The organism is Pseudomonas sp. GW821-FHT07F01 (assembly GCF_059418825.1).
Genome location: NZ_JBWKQO010000005.1, coordinates 112,377 through 129,558 on the forward strand (window position 1 = coordinate 112,377; position 17,182 = coordinate 129,558).

Here is a 17,182-nt window from a genome sequence, read left to right on the forward strand (position 1 = left end):
GATCAGGAATCCTTCTGCTTGGTGCCGAAGATCTTGTCACCGGCATCACCCAGGCCAGGAATGATGTAGCCATGCTCGTTGAGCTTCTGATCGATGGAAGCGGTGTAGATGGTCACGTCCGGGTGCGCCTGCTCGACGGCGGCGATGCCCTCGGGGGCGGCCACCAGGACCATGGCGCGGATGTCACGGCAGCCGGCCTTTTTCAACAGGTCGATGGTGGCGACCATGGAACTGCCGGTGGCCAGCATCGGGTCGATGATCATCGCCAGGCGCTCGTCGATTTCCGGTACCAGTTTTTCCAGGTAAGTGTGGGCTTGCAGGGTTTCCTCATTGCGGGCCACGCCTACGGCGCTGACCTTGGCGCCCGGGATCAGGCTCAGCACGCCTTCGAGCATGCCGATGCCGGCACGCAGGATCGGTACCACGGTAATCTTCTTGCCGGCGATCTTCTCGACCTGGACAGGGCCGCACCAGCCTGGAATCTCGTAGCTTTCCAGGGGCAGGTCTTTGGTGGCTTCGTACGTCAGCAGGGCACCGACTTCCTGAGCGAGCTCGCGAAAGTTCTTCGTGCTAATGTCTGCGCGGCGCATAAGGCCAAGTTTGTGTCGGATCAGCGGATGGCGGATCTCACGGATGGGCATAGGGAAAGGCTCCGGCGGCGGGCAAAAAAAACGGCCTAGATTAATCTATCCGGGGTTGTTGTCCTATAGACATAAAGTACGTTAGTCCAGAAACGCTTGATCTGACCGGGCCGGATGCGTACCTTTGCCCGCTTTTCCGAAACTGCCACCCCTTGGAGAGCGCCATGTCCGCTGATCTCGAGCATATCCGTCAAATCATGCGCGAGGCTGACTGCCTGTACACCGAAGCTGAAGTCGAGGCGGCCATCGCCCGGGTCGGTGCACAAATCACTGAAGAACTGGCTGAGCGCAATCCGGTGGTGTTCTGCGTCATGAACGGTGGCCTGATCTTCGCGGGCAAGCTGCTGACCCACCTGCGCTTTCCCCTGGAAGCCTCCTACCTGCACGCTACCCGCTACCGCAACGAAACCAGCGGCGGTGAGCTGTTCTGGAAGTCCAAGCCGGAAGTCTCCTTTATCGACCGCGACGTGCTGATCATCGACGACATCCTCGATGAAGGTCACACCCTGGGCGCGATCATCGACTTCTGCAAACACGCCGGCGCCCGCGCCGTGCACACGGCTGTGCTGATCGACAAGGACCACGACCGCAAGGCCCGTCCGGACCTCAAGGCCGACTACATGGGCCTGCCTTGCGTGGACCGCTACGTGTTCGGCTACGGCATGGACTACAAGGGCTACTGGCGTAACGCTGCCGGCATCTATGCCGTCAAGGGCATGTAAGCGATGACCGGGCCGAGCTTTCTCGATCAAGCGTTGTTCAGCGACCTGGCTGAGAAAGCCGCGGCCAACCCCCGCGGTCGTCAGCACCACAACTTCCATGCCATGGAAGAGCCTTGCCACCGGATGGCGGTGGGGCTGCAACCCTCCACTTATGTTCCGCCGCATCGCCACCTGAGCGCTGACAAGGCCGAGACCCTGCTGGTGCTCAAGGGGCGCCTGGGCGTGCTGATATTCGATGAAGCGGGCCAGGTCCAGGGCAAGCGGGTGCTGCAGGCCGGCGGCGACTGCGTCGGTGTGGACTTGCCGGCCGGGGTTTTCCACGGCCTGGTGGTGCTGGAGCCCGACAGCCTGATGTTCGAATGCAAGGCCGGCCCTTATCGCCCAGTGGGCGAGGGTGAGCAGGCCAGTTGGGCGCCCCGTGAAGGCGAGCCCGGCGTGGCCGAATACCAGGACTGGATGCGCGCCCAGTTCGACTGAACAGGCCCGCGCCCGTGACAGCGGCCTACCGTCGGTAACGGTGCAAGATTTGCGGTAAAAACCCGTGCTAGAGTGCTCGGCCCTTGTCTGGAGCCTGTCATGAGCCTGTTGATTCGCAGTAGCGCGGCCCTTCTTCTGTGCTTGAGCCTGCCCCTGGCAGCCGCCCCGGCCCCCTTGCACGGGCAGTTCCTGCCTCCCGATGATCTGACCCTGCGCGACAGCGTCCCGCAACAGCAGCAGTTGTTACAGGTCACCGAGTATTCGGTGGTGATCGGCAGCCAGCGCCAATCGAACCAGCAACCGATTCCCGTGACTTCGCCAGTGTGGGTGCGGCTCAAGGGCAAGCCGTTGAACAAGGGCGCCACCATCAGCCAGGTGCTGGTGAACTTCGACGGTGAAAGCAAAAGCCTGAAAAAGCCGCAGTTCGATGCCAAGACCCGGACCCTGACCCTGTATTACCCGCTGGCCCAGTACCGTGCGGTGATGGACCTGTTGCGCAACGACACGGTGTATTGCCAGTTCCTCAGCTATGCCAACGGGCACATCTGGGCTGACCTGCATACCGGCAGCGTGCGTTCGCGTTGAGGCCATATGCGGGCTGGGGGTAAACTGCCCGCCCCGTGAAATGTCTGCGAGCTGGAGTCGGCAATGCGTAAAGATAAGAAACAAGTGATTGGTGACGAGATCAGCGACGAGCAGATCAAGTTGTTCCTCGATTTCGAGCCGGTCGATGCAACTTCGCCGTCCCTGCACAAGCTGATCAAGGCCTATCGTGGCCTGCGCATCGATGATTTCGAACGCTTCCTGACCTTCTTCGTCGAGGCCGGTTTCGACCTGGATGGCAAGGATGAGCACGGCCAGACCTTCGTCGACCTGATCCGCGATCAGCGCAACGCCGCCGACTACATCGAGCTGATGGACAACGCCCGCGGCTGATCTTCTCGCCAGGCATAAAAAACGCCCCGTCCTGCGAAGGACGGGGCGTTTTTCATTCAGCGCGGATCAGATGCAGCTTTCGGTTTCCTTGCTTGGCTCGACCAGCTCCAGGCTCAGGTTGTTTTCGCTGTTGATCTGGTGGTACAGCGTTGCGTCGGTTTCCAGGACCTTTTCCCGTGCCGGGAAGATTTCCTTGAGCTTGGCAGCCCATTCGCCGCTGGCCTTGGCCGGGAAGCATCGCTCGATCAGCTCCAGCATGATCGAAACGGTCACCGAGGCACCTGGCGAGGCGCCGAGCAGGGCGGCCAGAGAGCCGTCCTTGGCGGCCACCAGTTCGGTACCGAACTGCAGGATGCCGCCTTTCTTCGGATCCTTCTTGATGATCTGCACCCGCTGGCCGGCCACCTCCAGGCGCCAGTCCTCGGCCTTGGCCTCGGGGTAGAAGCGGCGCAGGGATTCCAGGCGCTGTTCCATGGACTGCATGACTTCGCTGACCAGGTACTTGGTCAGGTCCATGTTGTCCCGGGCCACGGCCAGCATCGGGCCGATGTTGCCGGCGCGTACGGACATCGGCAGGTCGAGGAACGAGCCGTGCTTGAGGAACTTGGTGGTAAAGCCGGCATAAGGCCCGAACAGCAGGGACTTCTTGCCTTCGACCACGCGGGTGTCCAGGTGCGGCACGGACATTGGTGGCGAGCCCACCGCCGCCTGGCTGTAGACCTTGGCCTGGTGCTGCTTGACCACTTCCGGGTTGTCGCAACGCAGCCACTGGCCGCTCACCGGGAAACCGCCGAAGCCCTTGCTTTCCTCGATGCCCGAGGCCTGCAGCAGGGGCAGGGCCGCGCCACCGGCGCCGAGGAACACGAACCTGGCGTCGACTTCGCGGGTACTGCCGCTGTTGACGTCCTTGATGCTCACGGTCCAGCCGTTGGCCTTGTTGCGCTTGAGGCCAGTGACACGCTTGCAGTACTTGACCTGGGCATCAGGAGCGCTGGTCAGGTGCTTGAGCAACTGGTTGGTCAGGGCGCCGAAGTTGACGTCGGTACCGTTGAGCACGCGAGTGGCGGCGATGGTTTCGTCCGCTGGGCGGCCCGGCATCATCAGCGGCATCCACTCGGCCATCTTGGCCTTGTCTTCGGTGTATTCCATGTCCGCGAAGGCATGGTGCTGGCTCAGTACTTCAAAGCGCTTCTTGAGGAAGGAAACGCCTTTTTCGCCCTGTACGAAGCTCAGGTGCGGCACGGGGCTGATGAAGGACTTGGACGAGCCGAAGGTGCCTTTCTTGGTCAGGTAGGACCAGAACTGCTTCGACACCTCGAACTGGGTGTTGATGTGCACGGCTTTCTTGATGTCGATGCTGCCATCGGCGGCCTGTGGCGTGTAGTTCAGCTCACAGAGGCCGGCGTGGCCGGTACCGGCGTTGTTCCACGGGTTGGAACTTTCCGCGGCACCCGAATCCATCAGCTCGACGACTTCCAGCTTGATCGCGGGGTCAAGCTCTTTGAGCAGTACAGCAAGGGTGGCACTCATGATGCCGGCCCCGACCAATACGACGTCTACTGCTTCGTTATGCGCCATTAACGCGTCTCCAAAATCTGCAGCACCAAATTGACGGCATGGCTGCCAGGAGTGACGGGGCGGTTCACGTAATGCCCCAGGTTACCCATGGCCAGGATCGCCATGTCCGAATCTTCGCAATTTTTTGCAACTACCACGGACGCTGCCAACCGGGCCTCAAGGTGCGTATGAACGCATCTCGGGGAGCCTCGGGCAATTCGACTTATGGTCGATACATCCGCTCGTGCAACCAAATCCGTCAGCGGACAGGCTTCAAGCACCAGTTCTTGAGGAGTGCTCGGTCCTGTGTAATCGGGCTGTTGTAGAGGCCAATGGTGCCAGTTCAGACGCAAAACTATTCATTTGCTCGCCACACTCTTGTGAAGTTGTGAAAACCCGTTTTTTCACGCTCTTTTGAAGACGTGAACCTCAAAAAAGGGCTGCCTCAGCCTGGCACCTGGCCCGCGCGGTGATGCCGGCAAAGGATGCGGGCACGACGGGCAAACAGCTTTAAGTGGCCGAGCAACGGCAGCTCTGCAGTTTCGCGAAAAGTGGAGGTTTGCAAGGTGAACAGCAAGCACGCCAGCTTCACTCGAACTGTGTGGGCGGCTCTCTGTGGGCGGTGCGGGGTGCCAAAGCAGTGGCGTTGGCGGTACTGCGAGGCCCGATCAGGAGACGTCCTTATAATCGGGGGGAGATTGTAACGAAGAAATGCGCAGAAATGATCCTGTTTCGCGACTTTTATTAGGCTTTTGGTCAGGTGGCCAGTATCGGTTGCACCCGGGAGCGAGCGCAGCGCGGGCTGACCCGGGCGCTGGCGGGCAGCGCCTGGTGCAACCAGTTCAGGCGAATTTCCTGGATTTCCACCCAGCCATCGCCTACCGGGGCCAGCAGGCAGTGCTTGAAGGCCTGGCAACGTCCCTGGCTGTCCAGCAGGGCGAAGCTGCGAAACTGTTGACGGGGGGCGAACAGGGAGCGGATGAAGTTCATGACCAGGTACCTGAGTGTGTCATTGACGATAAGAATGCCCTTGAGCCGTTACATCATGATGTATTGCCAGTGAACGGCAGGTTACAGGAACCCGGTTGTACGGGACCTGTCTGAGTCTTGACTAAGTCATGCCTGGCGCTGGTTTGCCGTCCTTGTGCACCGCTATACTGCGGGCCTGTTTGTGCCTGATTCCTGGAGAGATGAGCATGTTGCAACGCCTGTTGTTCGGTTTGATCACTGTGACCAGCCTGTCGCTGGTGGGTTGCGCCCACAGCCCGCAACAACTCAGCCCGGAGCCCAAGCTCACTGCCCAGCTGGCGCCTGTCGGCCATGGCCAGCCGGTGGTGGTGAAAGTGGTTGATGGACGTCCTTCGCCGACCCTGGGCACCCGTGGCGGCCTGTACCCGGAAACCAGTGCCATCACCGTGCAGAGCGCGCAGATCCTGCCCAAGCTGCAGGCCCAGGCCGAAGCGGCAGTGCGCCTGCTGGGCTTTACCCCGACCGCCGGTGGCGCCAACGCCCCTCAGTTGACCGTGACCCTGGCCGAGCTCAAGTACCAGTCGCCTAAAGAAGGCCTGTACGTGACCGAGGCCACCATCGGTGCCACCTTCCGCTCGGATGTGCAGAACGCCAACCGTCGTTACAGCGGCCGTTACGGTGCTTCCCTGGACCAGCGTTTCGGCATGGCGCCGAACCAGGACACCAATACCAAGCTGGTGGGTGATGTGCTCAGCGATGCCTTGACCCGTCTGTTCAAGGATCCGACCGTGGGCCAGATCCTCGGCGAGTAACCCGCGCCTGGCCGGGGTTTGAGCCCTGGCCAAGCAACGAAAAAGCCCGGCTGCCTGATGGCGCGCCGGGCTTTTTTATGGGCGCGGATCAGGCCGCCTCGACGTAGAAGTCCAGCATACTGACGCCCGTCAGCAGGTCTGTTTCCGGCAGGTCCGCGTGCTGGTGCCCGCCCAGGGCGCAATACACCAGCCAGTGCCGGTCCTGCACGTTGAACGCCAGGGCGCCCACCAGCGCCTGCTGTTCTTCACTGGGGGCGATCAGGTAAAGGCGGTCCTGGTTTTCGGCGTGCAGCATGACAAGCTCCGTGGGTTTCGAGGGGCGACAGACTGGCTTGTTTAGATGACGAAAAGATGACGCTTTAAATTAATGGACCGGCGTCTCGTTACTGGTCGGAAAGCCCCCCGCGTTTTGTCGGGGATTGAGTAGAATCCGCGCCGCGGGTGCACTCGACGGCCCGTATACGGCTTTCCTCCGAGGTTCATGATGTCGCTGCAACTGATCTGGTCGATGTTCAACGCCCATCCCGCCAAACTGATCAACCTGCTTGCCCTGCTGTTCGCCTGCCCAGGCAGCTGGCTGCTGCACGCCACCCGCCGTCGTGAACTGCGGGCCCTGGCCAATCTGGCCGTGCAGAGCGAGGGACGGGCGGTAGATCAGCCGCTGCTGATGCTGGATCCCGCAACCTTGCGCATCAATAGGTTTTTCTACCGCTTCGGCTTCGCCTGCCTTGGCCTGGCGTTGCTGGTGTCCTGGATCAGCACCCGGTTCTGATCAACCCCCAGGTTGCAGAAACGACAACGGCGCCCGCAGGCGCCGTTGTGCTTTCCAGTCCGGCCGTTACAGCGCCAGACCGGCCTTGACCCGATACTGGTTGCGCACCGGATTGGCGTATTGCAGTACCAGGTACGGCCGGTGTTCTGCCGGGCAGGCATCCAGCCGGCGCTGCCACTCCTGTTCGGCCTTGGCCAGCTCCTGGGCCGGGAAGACCTCGGCGGCCGTTGGCACCTGCAGTTGTGGATCGGCATCGCTCCACTGGGCATAGGCCAGGTAGTGCACCGGGAACAGGCGGTAGCCGCCGAGGATCTGCCGGTCCATTTCCATGGCCAGTTGCTTGGTGTCCTCGAAGGATTCGCTGATGGGCGCGGCGAAGTTCACGTGGACCCGGCCTTTATAGCCGGTGATGCCCTTGGCGATGCTCACGTCATCCTCGCCTGGTGCCTTGGTATAGGTGCCGGTGGTGGCGCGGATGTACAGCTCGCGGGCCTTGGCCTGGTCGCAGGGGTCGTATTCGTAGCTGATGGACACCGGTGTCAGGTTCAACGACTGGATGACCTCGCCGAACGGCTCGTCCTTGCGGCTCATGTGGAACATCTTGAGGATCGCCGACTCGGTGCGATCGTCGCCATCCTTGGCCCGGCCCTCGGCCTGGGCGATCCAGATCGACTGGCCGTCGTTGCGGATCGAGTGGTTGATATAGGCCGACAGCAGCTGGTAGGCCGCGAGCTTTTCCCGGCGACCGCTGATGGAACGGTGCACGATGAAACTCTTGTTCAGGCGCATCAGGTCGCTGACAAACGGCTTCTGCAGCAGGTTGTCGCCAATGGCAATGCGTGGCGTCGGCAGGCCGGCGTGGTACACCGCGTAGTTGACGAAGGCCGGGTCCATGACGATGTCGCGGTGGTTGGCCAGGAACACATAGGCGGTGCCCGACTTGAACTGCTCGACGCCGGTGTAGGTCACGCCGTCGGTGGCCCGCTCGATGGTGTGGTCGACGTAGAATTCGACCTTGTCCTGCAGGGTGGCCACCGAAGTGACCCCGGCAAACTCACGGCGCAGGCGGTGAGCGATCAGGGGTTTGAGCAGCCAGCCGAAAGTCTTGGCAAAACGCGGGAAGCGAAAGTGGGTGAGGATATCTAGAAACGCCTTGTCACCGAGCAGCCGGGCCAGCACCGCTGGTACTTCGCTGTCGTGGTAAGGTCGGATGGCATCGAATTCGCCCATCATGCTCTCTTGTTAGAAACGGCTAGGGTAAGAAAAGGTTCGGATCGAAAAAAAGCCGGGCACGGTCTGAAAATTCAGCTCAAACAAAAAAAGCCCTGCAAATAGACCGGCGATTATACGCATAAGTCACTCTGGAGACGGCGATGCTGGAAACCGACCATTATCAGTGCCCTTACTGTGGCGAACAGGCGGAGGCGGTGCTGGACCTGTCTGGCGGCGACCAGACCTATATCGAAGACTGCCCGGTGTGCTGCCGGCCCATTGTATTCACCCTGCAAACCGACGGTCGGGAATGGATGCTCGACGTTCACAGTGAAAACGACTGAATGGGGAGTGGCCCTTATGCAGCGCATCTACGAGCCGGAAAACCTGCTGGAAGGCGAGTTGCTCCAGTGCATGCTGGCCAGCGAGGGGATCGAGGCCCATCTGCAGGGGCGCGATCTGTTGGGCGGGGCAGGGGAGCTGCCGCTGTTCGGGCTGCTGGGGCTGTCGGTGGAAAACCACCAGGCGCAACAGGCGCGAGAGCTGATCGCTGCGTACAATGCGGCCCTGCCGTTGCCCTTTGATGAACCGGACAATTTTGCCGGGGTGCTGGTCTGTTAGGCTGAGCGCCGATTTGCCGAGAGTTGTATTGCCCCATGTGTGGACGTTATGCCCTGTTTCGCTGGAACCCCGCGTTTGCCGCCTTGCCGGGATTTCCCGCCGACCAGAAGGCGCAGTGGAACATCTCGCCCAATGATTCGGTGCTGATCCAGCGCGCGGAAAACGGCCAGCGCACCCTGGCCCGGGCCCGCTGGGGGCTGACACCGCCGTGGCTCACGGACCTTTCCCGGACGCCCGCCCATGCCCGGGCGGAAACCCTGGCGGAGCAGCCGATGTTTCGCCAGGCCTTTCGCGAGCGGCGCTGCCTGCTGCCGGCCAATGGTTTCTACGAATGGCGCGGCGGCACCCGCAAGCGCCCCTACTGGCTGACACCGGGGGAAGGTTCGTCGATCTTTTTTGCCGCGATATGGGAGGCCTACCCGGTGCAGGAGCAGGTCTGGCTGAGCACTGCAGTGGTAACCCAGGCGGCTTCCAATCTGCGCCGCCCGCTGATCCTCGATGCCGCCGGCCAGCAAGCCTGGCTCGATCCCGAAACCCCCTTGCATGCCCTGCAAGCCTTGCTGGCCAGCCCGCCGGCAGCCCTGCGCGAGCGGGTCCTGGCCAACCTGGTCAATGACCCCAAGCTCAACGGCCCCGAGTGCCTGACCCCCGCCTGAAGCATCAACTGCAGGAGCTGGCTGCAGGAGCTGGCTTGCCAGCGAAGAGGCCCCCTGGTTTGCTGCCCAAGCCAGGATCGCTTTCGCCGGCAAGCCGGCTCCTACAGGTCCGTGATTAGACTTTGAACTGGTTGATCAGGCGTCGTTGCTGTTCGGCGAGCTTGGTCAGCCCGGCGCTGGCCGCACTGGACTCATCGGCGCCGCCCGCCACTTCATTGGCCACCTGGCCGATATTGATCACATTGCGGTTGATGTCCTCGGCCACCGCGCTCTGCTCCTCGGCGGCGCTGGCGATCTGGGTGTTCATGTCGTTGATCACCGACACCGCCTGGGTGATGGTTTCCAGGGCCTGGGCCGCCTTGGCCGCGTGTTCCACACTCTGGTCGGTCTTGTGCTGGCTGTCCTCCATCACCCGTACCACTTCCCGGGTGCCCTGTTGCAGTTGCTGGATCATCGACTGGATTTCTTCGGTGGCCTGCTGGGTTTTCTGCGCCAGGTTGCGCACCTCGTCGGCAACCACCGCAAAGCCCCTGCCTTGCTCGCCGGCTCGGGCCGCCTCGATTGCCGCGTTAAGCGCCAGCAGGTTGGTCTGCTCGGCAATCCCGCGAATGGCGATGAGGATGGCGTTGATGTTCTCGCTGTCCTTGGCCAGGGTCTGCACCACGCCCACCGCACGGCCGATTTCCTCGGCCAGGGCGCCGATGGCGCTGGAGGTGTCGCGCACGATCTGCATGCCTTGGCTGGCGGCCTGGTCGGCGTGGCTGGCGGCTTGCGCGGCCTGGGTGGCATTGCGCGCGACGTCCTGGGCGGTGGCGGTCATTTCGTGCACCGCGGTGGCTACCTGATCGATTTCAACCATTTGCTTGTGCACGCCCTGGTTGGTGCGAATGGCGATGTCTGCGGTGTGTTCCGAAGAATCGCTGACGCTCTGAACCGAGGTCACCACTTGGCTGATCATCGCCTGCAGCTTGGCCAAAAAGGTGTTGAAGCCTTTGGCGATGGAGCCCAGCTCGTCAGCGCGATCGCTGGTCAGGCGTCGGGTCAGGTCGCCTTCGCCCTGAGCGATGTCGTCGAGCATTGCCACCATCTGCCGCAGCGGCCGGGCAATGCCGTGGCCCACCAGCCAGATCACCAGCAAGCCGAGGCCGGCAATCACTAGCCCGACCATGGCCATGCCGAAGGTGTCGGCCTTGCGTTGTTCGGCCAGGTCACCTTGCAGTTTGTCGAGGTCGGCCATCACCGCGCTCAGCGGCAGTTGCAGCATCAGGGTCCAGTGCGCATCGGTCTGGCCGATGCCGAAGGGCAGGTACAGGCTGATGGTGCCGTTGGCCTGGTCGACGTCGTAGGTCACTTCGCCGCGCTTGAGGCTGGACAGCTTGGTCAGTGCATCACTGCTGAGCACGTCGCTGACTTTTTCACCGAACTTGCTCGAGTCCTTGGTATAGGCGACCAGGCGACCGTTACCGCCGATCAGGGCCATGTGCCCGGCGCCGCCGTAGAGCTTCTGGTTGGCGCCCACCAGCATGTCCTGGATGAAGTTCACTGACAGGTCGGCACCCACGATGCCCTGGAACTTGCCGTTGAGCAGGATCGGCTGAATAAAGGAGGCCAGCATCACCACCTTGTCGCCGACCTTGTAGGGAGCGGGGTCGATGGCGCAAGGCTTTAGGCTGTCCTGGGAGCAGAGGTAGTACTCGCTGGCGCGCACGCCGGTGGAAAGCAGGGTTCGATCATTGACGTCGGCCAGTTTGTCCAGGCCCAGGCTGCCGTCTTCATTGCGGAACCACCAGGGCAGGAAGCGGCCGTTTGCTGCATCGATACCCACCACCGAGGTGCCTATGTAGGCAGCGTCGTCATGGTCGATGGCGCCGGGTTCCCAGCCAATGTACGCACCGAGGATCTTCGGGTTCTGGGTGACGTTTTCCTTGATCAGGGCAATCAGCTGTTCACGGCTCAGGCTCAGCCCGGCATGGCCTTGCGAGTCCTGGGTGCCCATCAGCGCATTGACCCGCACCAGGCCGCCGGCGATCAGCAGGGGCGCTTCCAGTTCGCGCTGGATCTGGCTGACCTGGGTCTGCGCCAGGCCGCTCAGGCGTTGTTCGATGACCTGTTCGAACTGGGCCTGGGTACGGTCTTGCACCATCTGCTGGGTCCTGGCCCCGGAGAACAGGGCGTACAGCACCAGGGCTGCAACCACGCTGAGAACGATGGCGCCGGCCAGGGCGGCGACGGAAAACTGGATCGACTTGAACTTCATAGAGGCTCCGGGCGCAGGAATTTAGGTCTGCCGAGCTGTATCGGCCGCTGCAGCGCTGGCCATTAGCCTTACACGGAAAAATGACTGTTTCAGGGAGCTTGATGTCGTTCTTGGCAAGCTGTGGGGGTAACCCGGGCGGGATTTGCGGGAGGAATGAATTTTCTCCTGCAAGGCAGATATGTATCTGAAATGCGACCGATTGCTGTTTTTACATCTGGCGCGGATACATTTCCGCCCTTAGGATACGCGCCACGTTTTCAGGGAGGTTTCATGATGAAGAAGTCATTGGTCGTATGTGCATTGAGTGCCGCAGTACTGCTCAGCGGTTGTGAAACGGTCAATACCACCAGCGGTGGCGTGGTCGGTGTGGATCGCAAGCAATCCATGTTCAGCATGGTTTCCAGCGCTGAAGTGAACCAGTCCTATGCCCAGTCCTATCAGCAGACTCTGGGTGAAGCCAGCAGCCAGGGCGTACTGGACAAGACCAGCGCCAACGCCAAGCGCCTGCAGGTCATTGCCAACCGCCTGATTGCCCAGGCGCCGACTTTCCGCCCCGACTGCGCGCAGTGGAAATGGGAAGTCAACCTGATCAAGAGCGACGAGCTCAACGCCAACTGCGGTCCTGGCGGCAAGATCATTTTCTACTCCGGGCTGATCGAGAAGCTCAAACTCACCGACGATGAAATCGCCGCGGTCATGGGTCATGAAATTGCCCACGCCCTGCGCGAGCACGGTCGCGAAGCCATGTCCAAGCAGTATGCGGTCGGTGCCGGCAAGCAGATCGCCACCTTGTTCGGCGTTCCGCAGGAAACCGTAGCCCTGGGCGACAACGGGGTGAACCTGCTGATGACCCTGCCCAACAGCCGCGAGAATGAAAACGAAGCGGACCTGATCGGCCTGGAACTGGCCGCCCGTGCCGGTTACAACCCGAATGCGGCCATCAGCCTGTGGAACAAGATGGGCCAGGCTGCCGGTGGCTCCGCGCCGCCCGAGTTCATGAGCACTCACCCGGCTTCCACCAGCCGTATCGCTTCCTTGCAGGCGGCGATTCCCAAGGTGATGCCGCTGTATCAGGCCGCCAAGAAGTCCTGATCCCTTCGCGTCATTGTCGATGACGCTGTCGCCGGCACGCCGGCTCCTACGGGTTGCGTAGGGGCCAGCTTGCCGGCGATTTCGTTTATACCCAGCCGCTGATCTGCATGGCCTTGTACACCGCCACCACGGCGAGGATGAAGAAGGCCGACGCCGCCAGGCGACGGATCAGGGTCAGGGGCAGCTTGTCTGCGGCGAAGTTGCCTGCCAGGACCACCGGTACGTTGGCAATCAGCATGCCCAGGGTGGTACCGATGATCACCAGCCACAGATCCGGGTACTGCGCCGCCAGCATGACGGTGGCGACCTGGGTCTTGTCACCGATTTCTGCCAGGAAGAAGGCGATCAGGGTGGTCAGGAATGGGCCGAACTTGCGTGCGGTATTGGCTTCGTCGTCGTCCATCTTGTCCGGAACCAGGGTCCACAGCGCGGTGGCGGTGAAGCTGGCGGCGAGGATCCAGTGCAGGGTCGAGTCCGAGAAGAAGCTGCCGAACCAGGCGCCTACCGCACCGGCCGCCGCATGGTTGGCCAGGGTCGCGGCAACGATGCCGGCGATGATCGGCCAGGGTTTGCGAAAACGCGCGGCAAGAATCAGGGCAAGCAGTTGCGTCTTGTCGCCGATTTCGGCCAAGGCAACGATTGCGGTGGGAACGAGGAGAGAATCCAGCATCATCAGGGTTTTCCTAAGGGGCGGGTCGACACGGCTATGACACGTACAGCCTTCCCGCCCCGGGTAAGGTGTGCGTGTCATAGGTCTTGTCAAACCCTGCGGTCCGTCTGTGCGGACTCTTGGGTCGCATGCGCCATGGTCTGAGGACCAAGTATGTTGACGCATGCCGGACGAGCGTGGCGCTCGTGGGAGACTACTCCCCTAGGACGGAGCGGATTCTGCCTAGGCAAAACTCTTTCGGCAAGCCTTGTTTGCGAAAAAGGATTTCAGCCACGCTTGGCCCGATAAATGCGAAAGCCCTGGCCTTCGGCCTTGATCGCACAGGGCCCCAGGTGCTCTTCGATCAGCGGCTGGTAGCGCAGGAAGCTGTTGGCAACTACTCGCAGTTCTCCACCTTTTTGCAGATGTTTGGCTGCTTTTCGCAGCAGGTTTTCCGTTGCCTGGTAGTCGGTATGGACCCCGGTGTGGAAGGGCGGATTGGTCAGGATGCCGTTCAGCCCCATGGGCGCGGCGTCGACTCCGTCACCGGTCAGCACCTCGGCTTCCAGGCCGTTGGCCGCCAGGGTCAGGCGGCTGCTGGCGGCGGCGAAGGCGTCCACATCCAGCAGGGTCACGCGGCTGTCCGGGTAGCGGCGTTTCACGGTGGCCCCGAGCACTCCGGCACCGCAGCCGAAGTCCAGCAGGTGGCCGGCGGGCAGGTGGTCCAGGTGCTCCAGCAGCAGCGCGGTGCCGCGATCCAGCCGGCCATGGCTGAACACCCCCGGCAGGCTGATGACTTTCAGCGGGCCTTCGGCCAGCGGCAGTTCGTACTCCTGGGCCAGGCTCTGCAGGGTGAGCGGTTCGGGAGCATTGGCCACCGTGACCTGCCACAGCTGGCAGTGCCGGGCGCTATCGAGCTTGCGCGGTTTGCCGAAGGGGTTGAGTTGCTTGGCCGCACTCTCCACGCCGCTGCGCTTCTCGCCCACCAGGTACAGTTCGCGCCCGGCCAGGCGCGAGGCCAGGGCGTTGAGCAGGTAGTCGGTGAGGTCCTTGGATTTGGGCAGGAACAGCACGGCGCTGTCGAAGGATTGGGCCGGTGCGTCTACGCCAAAGTGACTGCGGCCGGGAAAGCGCGCCTCCAGGGCTGCCTGGTCGCCGGCGTGCCAGCTCCAGCCCCGGGCATTGGGCAGGCGGCCCAGCAGATCGTCGGCGGCCAGGCCGGCCAGCAGCAGTGAGCCTTGAAACAATTCAGCCTGACGCAACAGTACTTCACTGCGTGTGTCCATGATCCGCCCCCGAAAAAAGTGGCGAAGTTTATCAACTCACGACCCGCAGCGGGGCGCCGCTGAAGAAGGCGTGGGCGTTTTGCGTCAATTGACCGACGATTCGCTGGCGGGCCTCGCGGCTGCCCCAGGCGTTGTGTGGAGTGACGATCAGGCGCGGAATGTCGCCGGCCAGCAGGGGGTTGCCAGCCACCGGGGGTTCGACGCTGAGCACATCGGTGGCTGCACCACCCAGGTGACCATTGCGCAATGCATCGGCCAGGGCCTGTTCATCGATCAGCCCGCCGCGGGCGGTGTTGACCACCAGGGCTCCGGGCTTGAGCAGGGCCAGTTCCCGGGCACCGATAAAGTGGCGGGTGTGCTCGTTGAGGGGGCAGTGCAGGGTCAGGGCGTCCACTTGCGGCAGCAGTGCCTCCAGCGGCAGGCGGTCCGGGCGGGTCGGGCGGCCTGGAATCTGCCCCAGCAGCACACGCATGCCAAAGGCTTCGGCCAGGCGGGCCACCGCGCTGCCCAGTTCGCCATTGCCCAGCAGGCCCAGGGTCTTGCCCGACAGTTCGATGATCGGGTAGTCCAGCAGGCAGAACTGACTGGCCTGTTGCCAGCGCCCGGCAGCCACGGCCTGCTGGTAATCGGCGACCCGGGTGGCCAGGTTGAGCAGCAGCATCAGGGTGTGCTGGGCCACCGAGGGAGTGCCGTAGCCCTGGCAGTTGCTGACGGTGATCCCCTGCTTGCGGGCTGCGGCCAGGTCGACATTGTTGGTGCCGGTGGCGGCCACCAGGATCAGTTGCAGTTCGGGGCAGGCGGCCAGGGTTTCGGCTGTCAGTGCCACCTTGTTGCTGATGGCCACCCGGGCTCCCTGCAGGCGTTCGGCGACCTGTTCCGGCGCTGTGTGGGCATGTACTTGCAGAGGGCTGAAGCTGTCATGCAGCGCACCCAGGTCCAGGTCACCGAGGTCCAGTGAGCTGTGATCGAGGAAGACGGCGCGGCGATTGTTAGACATGAACTGTACCTTTTGCACGAGGGTTCTAAGGCGTAATCTGCCGAGCCTAACAGATGAAATAATTAGACATACACAGGAGCCTGCATGTACTTCACCGAGTTCTTGACCGTTGCCCTCATCCATCTTCTGGCAGTGGCCAGCCCCGGCCCGGACTTCGCCGTGGTGGTGCGTGAAAGCGTGACCCACGGCCGTCGAGCCGGCACCTGGACCGCGCTGGGCGTGGGCTGCGCAATCTTCCTGCACGTGGGTTACTCGCTGCTGGGGATCGGCCTGATCGTTTCCCAGTCCATCGTTCTGTTCAACGCACTGAAGTGGCTGGCTGCGGCCTACCTGCTGTACATCGGCTACAAGGCCCTGCGTGCCCAGCCGGCCAAACCGGCGGCCGACGACCTGCACAAGGAAGCCGGGGTCCGCACTGCGCGTGGGGCCTTCACTTCAGGCTTTGTCACCAATGGCCTGAACCCCAAGGCGACGCTGTTCTTTCTCTCGCTGTTCACCGTGGTGATCAACCCGCATACGCCGCTGGCGATCCAGGCCGGGTATGGCGTGTATCTGGCGGTGGCCACCGCTGTGTGGTTCTGCCTGGTGGCCATGCTCTTCAGCCAGCAGCGGGTTCGTGCCGGCTTTGCCCGCATGGGCCACTGGTTCGACCGCACCATGGGCGCAGTACTGATCGCCATCGGCGTGAAGCTGGCCTTCACCGAGATGCATTGATTGCGCTGAGCTGATTCAGGGCCGCCACGTAATGCCGTGGCGTATCCCCGAGCAAACGGCAGAACATCGCGCTGAAGGCCCGGGCGCTGCCGTATCCCAGCGAGTCGGCCACGCTGTGCACGCTTTCCCCGGCGAGCAGGCGTGGCAGGGCTTCCATCAGGCGCACCTGCTGGCGCCAGGCATTGAAATTCATCTGCACCTGCTGCTGGAACAGCCGCGCCAGGGTTCGTGAACTGGCGCCGACCTGCTGCGCCCAGTCTTCCAGGGTGTGGGGGTGATCCGGGGTCTGTATCAGGGTCCGGCAGATGGCTTGCAAGCGCCGGTCCTGGGGCATGGGAATGTGCAGCGGAAGGTTTTCCAGGGCGGCGATTTCTTCCAGCATCAATTGCTGGATCAAGGGGTTTTCCGCTTGTTCCGGACCTTGCACGGCACGCAGGATCAACTCCCGCAGCAGCGGTGTGACCGCCAGGACGCAGCATTGGCGCAATGCGGGCGCTGACAGCTCCGGGTCGATGAACAGAGAGCGCATGCGCACCTCGCCGACCATGAAGATTTCATGCTCCACCAGTGGCGGGATCCACACCGCCCGGCTCGGTGGGATCACCCAGGCGCCCTGGGCGGTGACCAGGCGCATGGTGCCGCAGGCGGCGTAGAGAAACTGCGCCTCGCGATGGCGGTGCAACGGTTGATGCGCGGCGTCGGGGTAGTCCCGGGGATAGGCGCTGACCGGCCCATGGTGGAAGTGGTCGATTAACATGTCCGGTCCAATGACTTTGTTGTCAGAAATGCGGTGGATTGCCAAATTAGCATAG

Annotated in this window: 21 protein-coding genes, 1 pseudogene and 1 riboswitch; of the genes and pseudogenes, 11 read left to right on the plus strand and 11 right to left on the minus strand. The window is 62.4% G+C overall.

The window, feature by feature from the left end:
• Window positions 1-2 precede the first annotated feature (2 nt).
• Window positions 3-641: a uracil phosphoribosyltransferase gene (upp, locus tag AC07R1_RS18790; protein WP_011063386.1), complete on the minus strand. Its 639-nt coding sequence runs from the start codon at window positions 639-641 to the stop codon at window positions 3-5.
• Window positions 642-805: 164 nt separating this feature from the next.
• Here upp and AC07R1_RS18795 point away from each other — a divergent pair, with 164 nt between their 5' ends.
• The 4 genes from AC07R1_RS18795 (at window position 806) to AC07R1_RS18810 (ending at window position 2,776) form a co-directional block, all read left to right on the plus strand.
• Window positions 806-1,363 carry a hypoxanthine-guanine phosphoribosyltransferase gene (locus AC07R1_RS18795; protein WP_011063385.1) on the plus strand — a complete coding sequence of 186 codons (558 nt, stop codon included), beginning with the start codon at window positions 806-808 and terminating at the stop codon, window positions 1,361-1,363.
• A 3-nt stretch (window positions 1,364-1,366) separates the two neighbouring features.
• A complete protein-coding gene (locus tag AC07R1_RS18800) occupies window positions 1,367-1,840 on the plus strand; it encodes a WbuC family cupin fold metalloprotein (protein WP_346624780.1) in 474 nt (157 codons plus the stop codon).
• 99 nt (window positions 1,841-1,939) lie between these two features.
• Entirely contained in the window at window positions 1,940-2,425 is a 486-nt protein-coding gene (locus AC07R1_RS18805; protein ID WP_011063383.1) for a hypothetical protein, read from the plus strand.
• A 63-nt stretch (window positions 2,426-2,488) separates the two neighbouring features.
• Window positions 2,489-2,776 carry a PA4642 family protein gene (locus AC07R1_RS18810; protein ID WP_011063382.1) on the plus strand — a complete coding sequence of 96 codons (288 nt, stop codon included), beginning with the start codon at window positions 2,489-2,491 and terminating at the stop codon, window positions 2,774-2,776.
• 66 nt (window positions 2,777-2,842) lie between these two features.
• Here the strand turns inward: AC07R1_RS18810 and mqo are convergent, their stop codons facing one another.
• On the minus strand, window positions 2,843-4,354 hold the full coding sequence (gene mqo, locus AC07R1_RS18815; protein ID WP_495110837.1) for a malate dehydrogenase (quinone): 1,512 nt from the start codon (window positions 4,352-4,354) through the stop codon (window positions 2,843-2,845).
• Window positions 4,355-5,089: 735 nt separating this feature from the next.
• On the minus strand, window positions 5,090-5,323 hold the full coding sequence (locus AC07R1_RS18820) for a hypothetical protein (protein WP_283990447.1): 234 nt from the start codon (window positions 5,321-5,323) through the stop codon (window positions 5,090-5,092).
• 206 nt (window positions 5,324-5,529) lie between these two features.
• Here AC07R1_RS18820 and AC07R1_RS18825 point away from each other — a divergent pair, with 206 nt between their 5' ends.
• Entirely contained in the window at window positions 5,530-6,114 is a 585-nt protein-coding gene (locus AC07R1_RS18825; protein ID WP_011063379.1) for a YajG family lipoprotein, read from the plus strand.
• Window positions 6,115-6,202: 88 nt separating this feature from the next.
• On the opposite strand, the gene AC07R1_RS18830 is transcribed toward AC07R1_RS18825, so the two are convergent.
• Window positions 6,203-6,409: a hypothetical protein gene (locus AC07R1_RS18830; RefSeq protein WP_011063378.1), complete on the minus strand. Its 207-nt coding sequence runs from the start codon at window positions 6,407-6,409 to the stop codon at window positions 6,203-6,205.
• 189 nt (window positions 6,410-6,598) lie between these two features.
• Between AC07R1_RS18830 and AC07R1_RS18835 the strand changes: the two genes are divergently transcribed.
• Window positions 6,599-6,886 carry a hypothetical protein gene (locus AC07R1_RS18835; RefSeq protein WP_015636955.1) on the plus strand — a complete coding sequence of 96 codons (288 nt, stop codon included), beginning with the start codon at window positions 6,599-6,601 and terminating at the stop codon, window positions 6,884-6,886.
• A 66-nt stretch (window positions 6,887-6,952) separates the two neighbouring features.
• Here the strand turns inward: AC07R1_RS18835 and AC07R1_RS18840 are convergent, their stop codons facing one another.
• Window positions 6,953-8,119, minus strand: coding sequence for a 1-acyl-sn-glycerol-3-phosphate acyltransferase (locus AC07R1_RS18840; RefSeq protein ID WP_015636954.1), 1,167 nt, complete (start codon window positions 8,117-8,119; stop codon window positions 6,953-6,955).
• A 140-nt stretch (window positions 8,120-8,259) separates the two neighbouring features.
• On the opposite strand from AC07R1_RS18840, the gene AC07R1_RS18845 reads away from it, so the two are divergent.
• From AC07R1_RS18845 to AC07R1_RS18855, 3 genes are read left to right on the plus strand one after another with little or no spacing between them, the layout of a single operon-like run.
• Complete coding sequence (locus AC07R1_RS18845; RefSeq protein WP_011063375.1) at window positions 8,260-8,442, plus strand: CPXCG motif-containing cysteine-rich protein; 183 nt, start codon at window positions 8,260-8,262, stop codon at window positions 8,440-8,442.
• Window positions 8,443-8,458: 16 nt separating this feature from the next.
• Window positions 8,459-8,719, plus strand: a complete 261-nt coding sequence (locus AC07R1_RS18850) for a putative signal transducing protein (RefSeq protein ID WP_011063374.1) — start codon at window positions 8,459-8,461, stop codon at window positions 8,717-8,719.
• Between the two features lie 35 nt (window positions 8,720-8,754).
• A complete protein-coding gene (locus AC07R1_RS18855; RefSeq protein WP_011063373.1) occupies window positions 8,755-9,375 on the plus strand; it encodes an SOS response-associated peptidase in 621 nt (206 codons plus the stop codon).
• Between the two features lie 115 nt (window positions 9,376-9,490).
• Here AC07R1_RS18855 and AC07R1_RS18860 read toward each other — a convergent pair whose 3' ends face one another.
• Window positions 9,491-10,333: a methyl-accepting chemotaxis protein gene (locus tag AC07R1_RS18860; RefSeq protein WP_371261320.1), complete on the minus strand. Its 843-nt coding sequence runs from the start codon at window positions 10,331-10,333 to the stop codon at window positions 9,491-9,493.
• A gap of 12 nt (window positions 10,334-10,345) precedes the next feature.
• A pseudogene (locus AC07R1_RS18865) lies at window positions 10,346-11,632 on the minus strand (methyl-accepting chemotaxis protein); the annotation flags it as partial.
• Window positions 11,633-11,905: 273 nt separating this feature from the next.
• On the opposite strand from AC07R1_RS18865, the gene AC07R1_RS18870 reads away from it, so the two are divergent.
• Window positions 11,906-12,724 (plus strand): M48 family metallopeptidase, encoded by an 819-nt coding sequence (locus AC07R1_RS18870; protein ID WP_011063371.1) that lies wholly within the window; start codon window positions 11,906-11,908, stop codon window positions 12,722-12,724.
• An 85-nt stretch (window positions 12,725-12,809) separates the two neighbouring features.
• Here the strand turns inward: AC07R1_RS18870 and AC07R1_RS18875 are convergent, their stop codons facing one another.
• The 3 genes from AC07R1_RS18875 to AC07R1_RS18885 form a co-directional block, all read right to left on the minus strand.
• The gene (locus AC07R1_RS18875) at window positions 12,810-13,394 is read right to left on the minus strand and encodes a TMEM165/GDT1 family protein (protein ID WP_011063370.1); all 585 of its coding nucleotides are present in this window, start codon (window positions 13,392-13,394) and stop codon (window positions 12,810-12,812) included.
• 91 nt (window positions 13,395-13,485) lie between these two features.
• A riboswitch (yybP-ykoY riboswitch) is annotated at window positions 13,486-13,609 on the minus strand.
• 51 nt (window positions 13,610-13,660) lie between these two features.
• Window positions 13,661-14,659: a methyltransferase gene (locus AC07R1_RS18880; RefSeq protein WP_495110838.1), complete on the minus strand. Its 999-nt coding sequence runs from the start codon at window positions 14,657-14,659 to the stop codon at window positions 13,661-13,663.
• 31 nt (window positions 14,660-14,690) lie between these two features.
• Window positions 14,691-15,656, minus strand: a complete 966-nt coding sequence (locus tag AC07R1_RS18885) for a 2-hydroxyacid dehydrogenase (protein ID WP_495110839.1) — start codon at window positions 15,654-15,656, stop codon at window positions 14,691-14,693.
• A gap of 84 nt (window positions 15,657-15,740) precedes the next feature.
• Here AC07R1_RS18885 and AC07R1_RS18890 point away from each other — a divergent pair, with 84 nt between their 5' ends.
• On the plus strand, window positions 15,741-16,370 hold the full coding sequence (locus tag AC07R1_RS18890) for a LysE family translocator (RefSeq protein WP_011063367.1): 630 nt from the start codon (window positions 15,741-15,743) through the stop codon (window positions 16,368-16,370).
• Here AC07R1_RS18890 and AC07R1_RS18895 read toward each other — a convergent pair.
• Complete coding sequence (locus tag AC07R1_RS18895; protein ID WP_041119820.1) at window positions 16,354-17,127, minus strand: AraC family transcriptional regulator; 774 nt, start codon at window positions 17,125-17,127, stop codon at window positions 16,354-16,356. The two genes, AC07R1_RS18890 and AC07R1_RS18895, sit on opposite strands and share 17 nt — an antisense overlap.
• Window positions 17,128-17,182: the final 55 nt, after the last annotated feature.

What these genes read in the sequence shown, in the direction of transcription:
- upp (WP_011063386.1), bottom strand. Translation starts at nt 641, where the DNA reads ATGCCCATCCGTGAGATCCGCCATCCGCTGATCCGACACAAACTTGGC.
- AC07R1_RS18795 (WP_011063385.1), top strand. Translation starts at nt 806, where the DNA reads ATGTCCGCTGATCTCGAGCATATCCGTCAAATCATGCGCGAGGCTGAC.
- AC07R1_RS18800 (WP_346624780.1), top strand. Translation starts at nt 1,367, where the DNA reads ATGACCGGGCCGAGCTTTCTCGATCAAGCGTTGTTCAGCGACCTGGCT.
- AC07R1_RS18805 (WP_011063383.1), top strand. Translation starts at nt 1,940, where the DNA reads ATGAGCCTGTTGATTCGCAGTAGCGCGGCCCTTCTTCTGTGCTTGAGC.
- AC07R1_RS18810 (WP_011063382.1), top strand. Translation starts at nt 2,489, where the DNA reads ATGCGTAAAGATAAGAAACAAGTGATTGGTGACGAGATCAGCGACGAG.
- mqo (WP_495110837.1), bottom strand. Translation starts at nt 4,354, where the DNA reads ATGGCGCATAACGAAGCAGTAGACGTCGTATTGGTCGGGGCCGGCATC.
- AC07R1_RS18820 (WP_283990447.1), bottom strand. Translation starts at nt 5,323, where the DNA reads ATGAACTTCATCCGCTCCCTGTTCGCCCCCCGTCAACAGTTTCGCAGC.
- AC07R1_RS18825 (WP_011063379.1), top strand. Translation starts at nt 5,530, where the DNA reads ATGTTGCAACGCCTGTTGTTCGGTTTGATCACTGTGACCAGCCTGTCG.
- AC07R1_RS18830 (WP_011063378.1), bottom strand. Translation starts at nt 6,409, where the DNA reads ATGCTGCACGCCGAAAACCAGGACCGCCTTTACCTGATCGCCCCCAGT.
- AC07R1_RS18835 (WP_015636955.1), top strand. Translation starts at nt 6,599, where the DNA reads ATGTCGCTGCAACTGATCTGGTCGATGTTCAACGCCCATCCCGCCAAA.
- AC07R1_RS18840 (WP_015636954.1), bottom strand. Translation starts at nt 8,119, where the DNA reads ATGATGGGCGAATTCGATGCCATCCGACCTTACCACGACAGCGAAGTA.
- AC07R1_RS18845 (WP_011063375.1), top strand. Translation starts at nt 8,260, where the DNA reads ATGCTGGAAACCGACCATTATCAGTGCCCTTACTGTGGCGAACAGGCG.
- AC07R1_RS18850 (WP_011063374.1), top strand. Translation starts at nt 8,459, where the DNA reads ATGCAGCGCATCTACGAGCCGGAAAACCTGCTGGAAGGCGAGTTGCTC.
- AC07R1_RS18855 (WP_011063373.1), top strand. Translation starts at nt 8,755, where the DNA reads ATGTGTGGACGTTATGCCCTGTTTCGCTGGAACCCCGCGTTTGCCGCC.
- AC07R1_RS18860 (WP_371261320.1), bottom strand. Translation starts at nt 10,333, where the DNA reads ATGATCAGCCAAGTGGTGACCTCGGTTCAGAGCGTCAGCGATTCTTCG.
- AC07R1_RS18870 (WP_011063371.1), top strand. Translation starts at nt 11,906, where the DNA reads ATGAAGAAGTCATTGGTCGTATGTGCATTGAGTGCCGCAGTACTGCTC.
- AC07R1_RS18875 (WP_011063370.1), bottom strand. Translation starts at nt 13,394, where the DNA reads ATGCTGGATTCTCTCCTCGTTCCCACCGCAATCGTTGCCTTGGCCGAA.
- AC07R1_RS18880 (WP_495110838.1), bottom strand. Translation starts at nt 14,659, where the DNA reads ATGGACACACGCAGTGAAGTACTGTTGCGTCAGGCTGAATTGTTTCAA.
- AC07R1_RS18885 (WP_495110839.1), bottom strand. Translation starts at nt 15,656, where the DNA reads ATGTCTAACAATCGCCGCGCCGTCTTCCTCGATCACAGCTCACTGGAC.
- AC07R1_RS18890 (WP_011063367.1), top strand. Translation starts at nt 15,741, where the DNA reads ATGTACTTCACCGAGTTCTTGACCGTTGCCCTCATCCATCTTCTGGCA.
- AC07R1_RS18895 (WP_041119820.1), bottom strand. Translation starts at nt 17,127, where the DNA reads ATGTTAATCGACCACTTCCACCATGGGCCGGTCAGCGCCTATCCCCGG.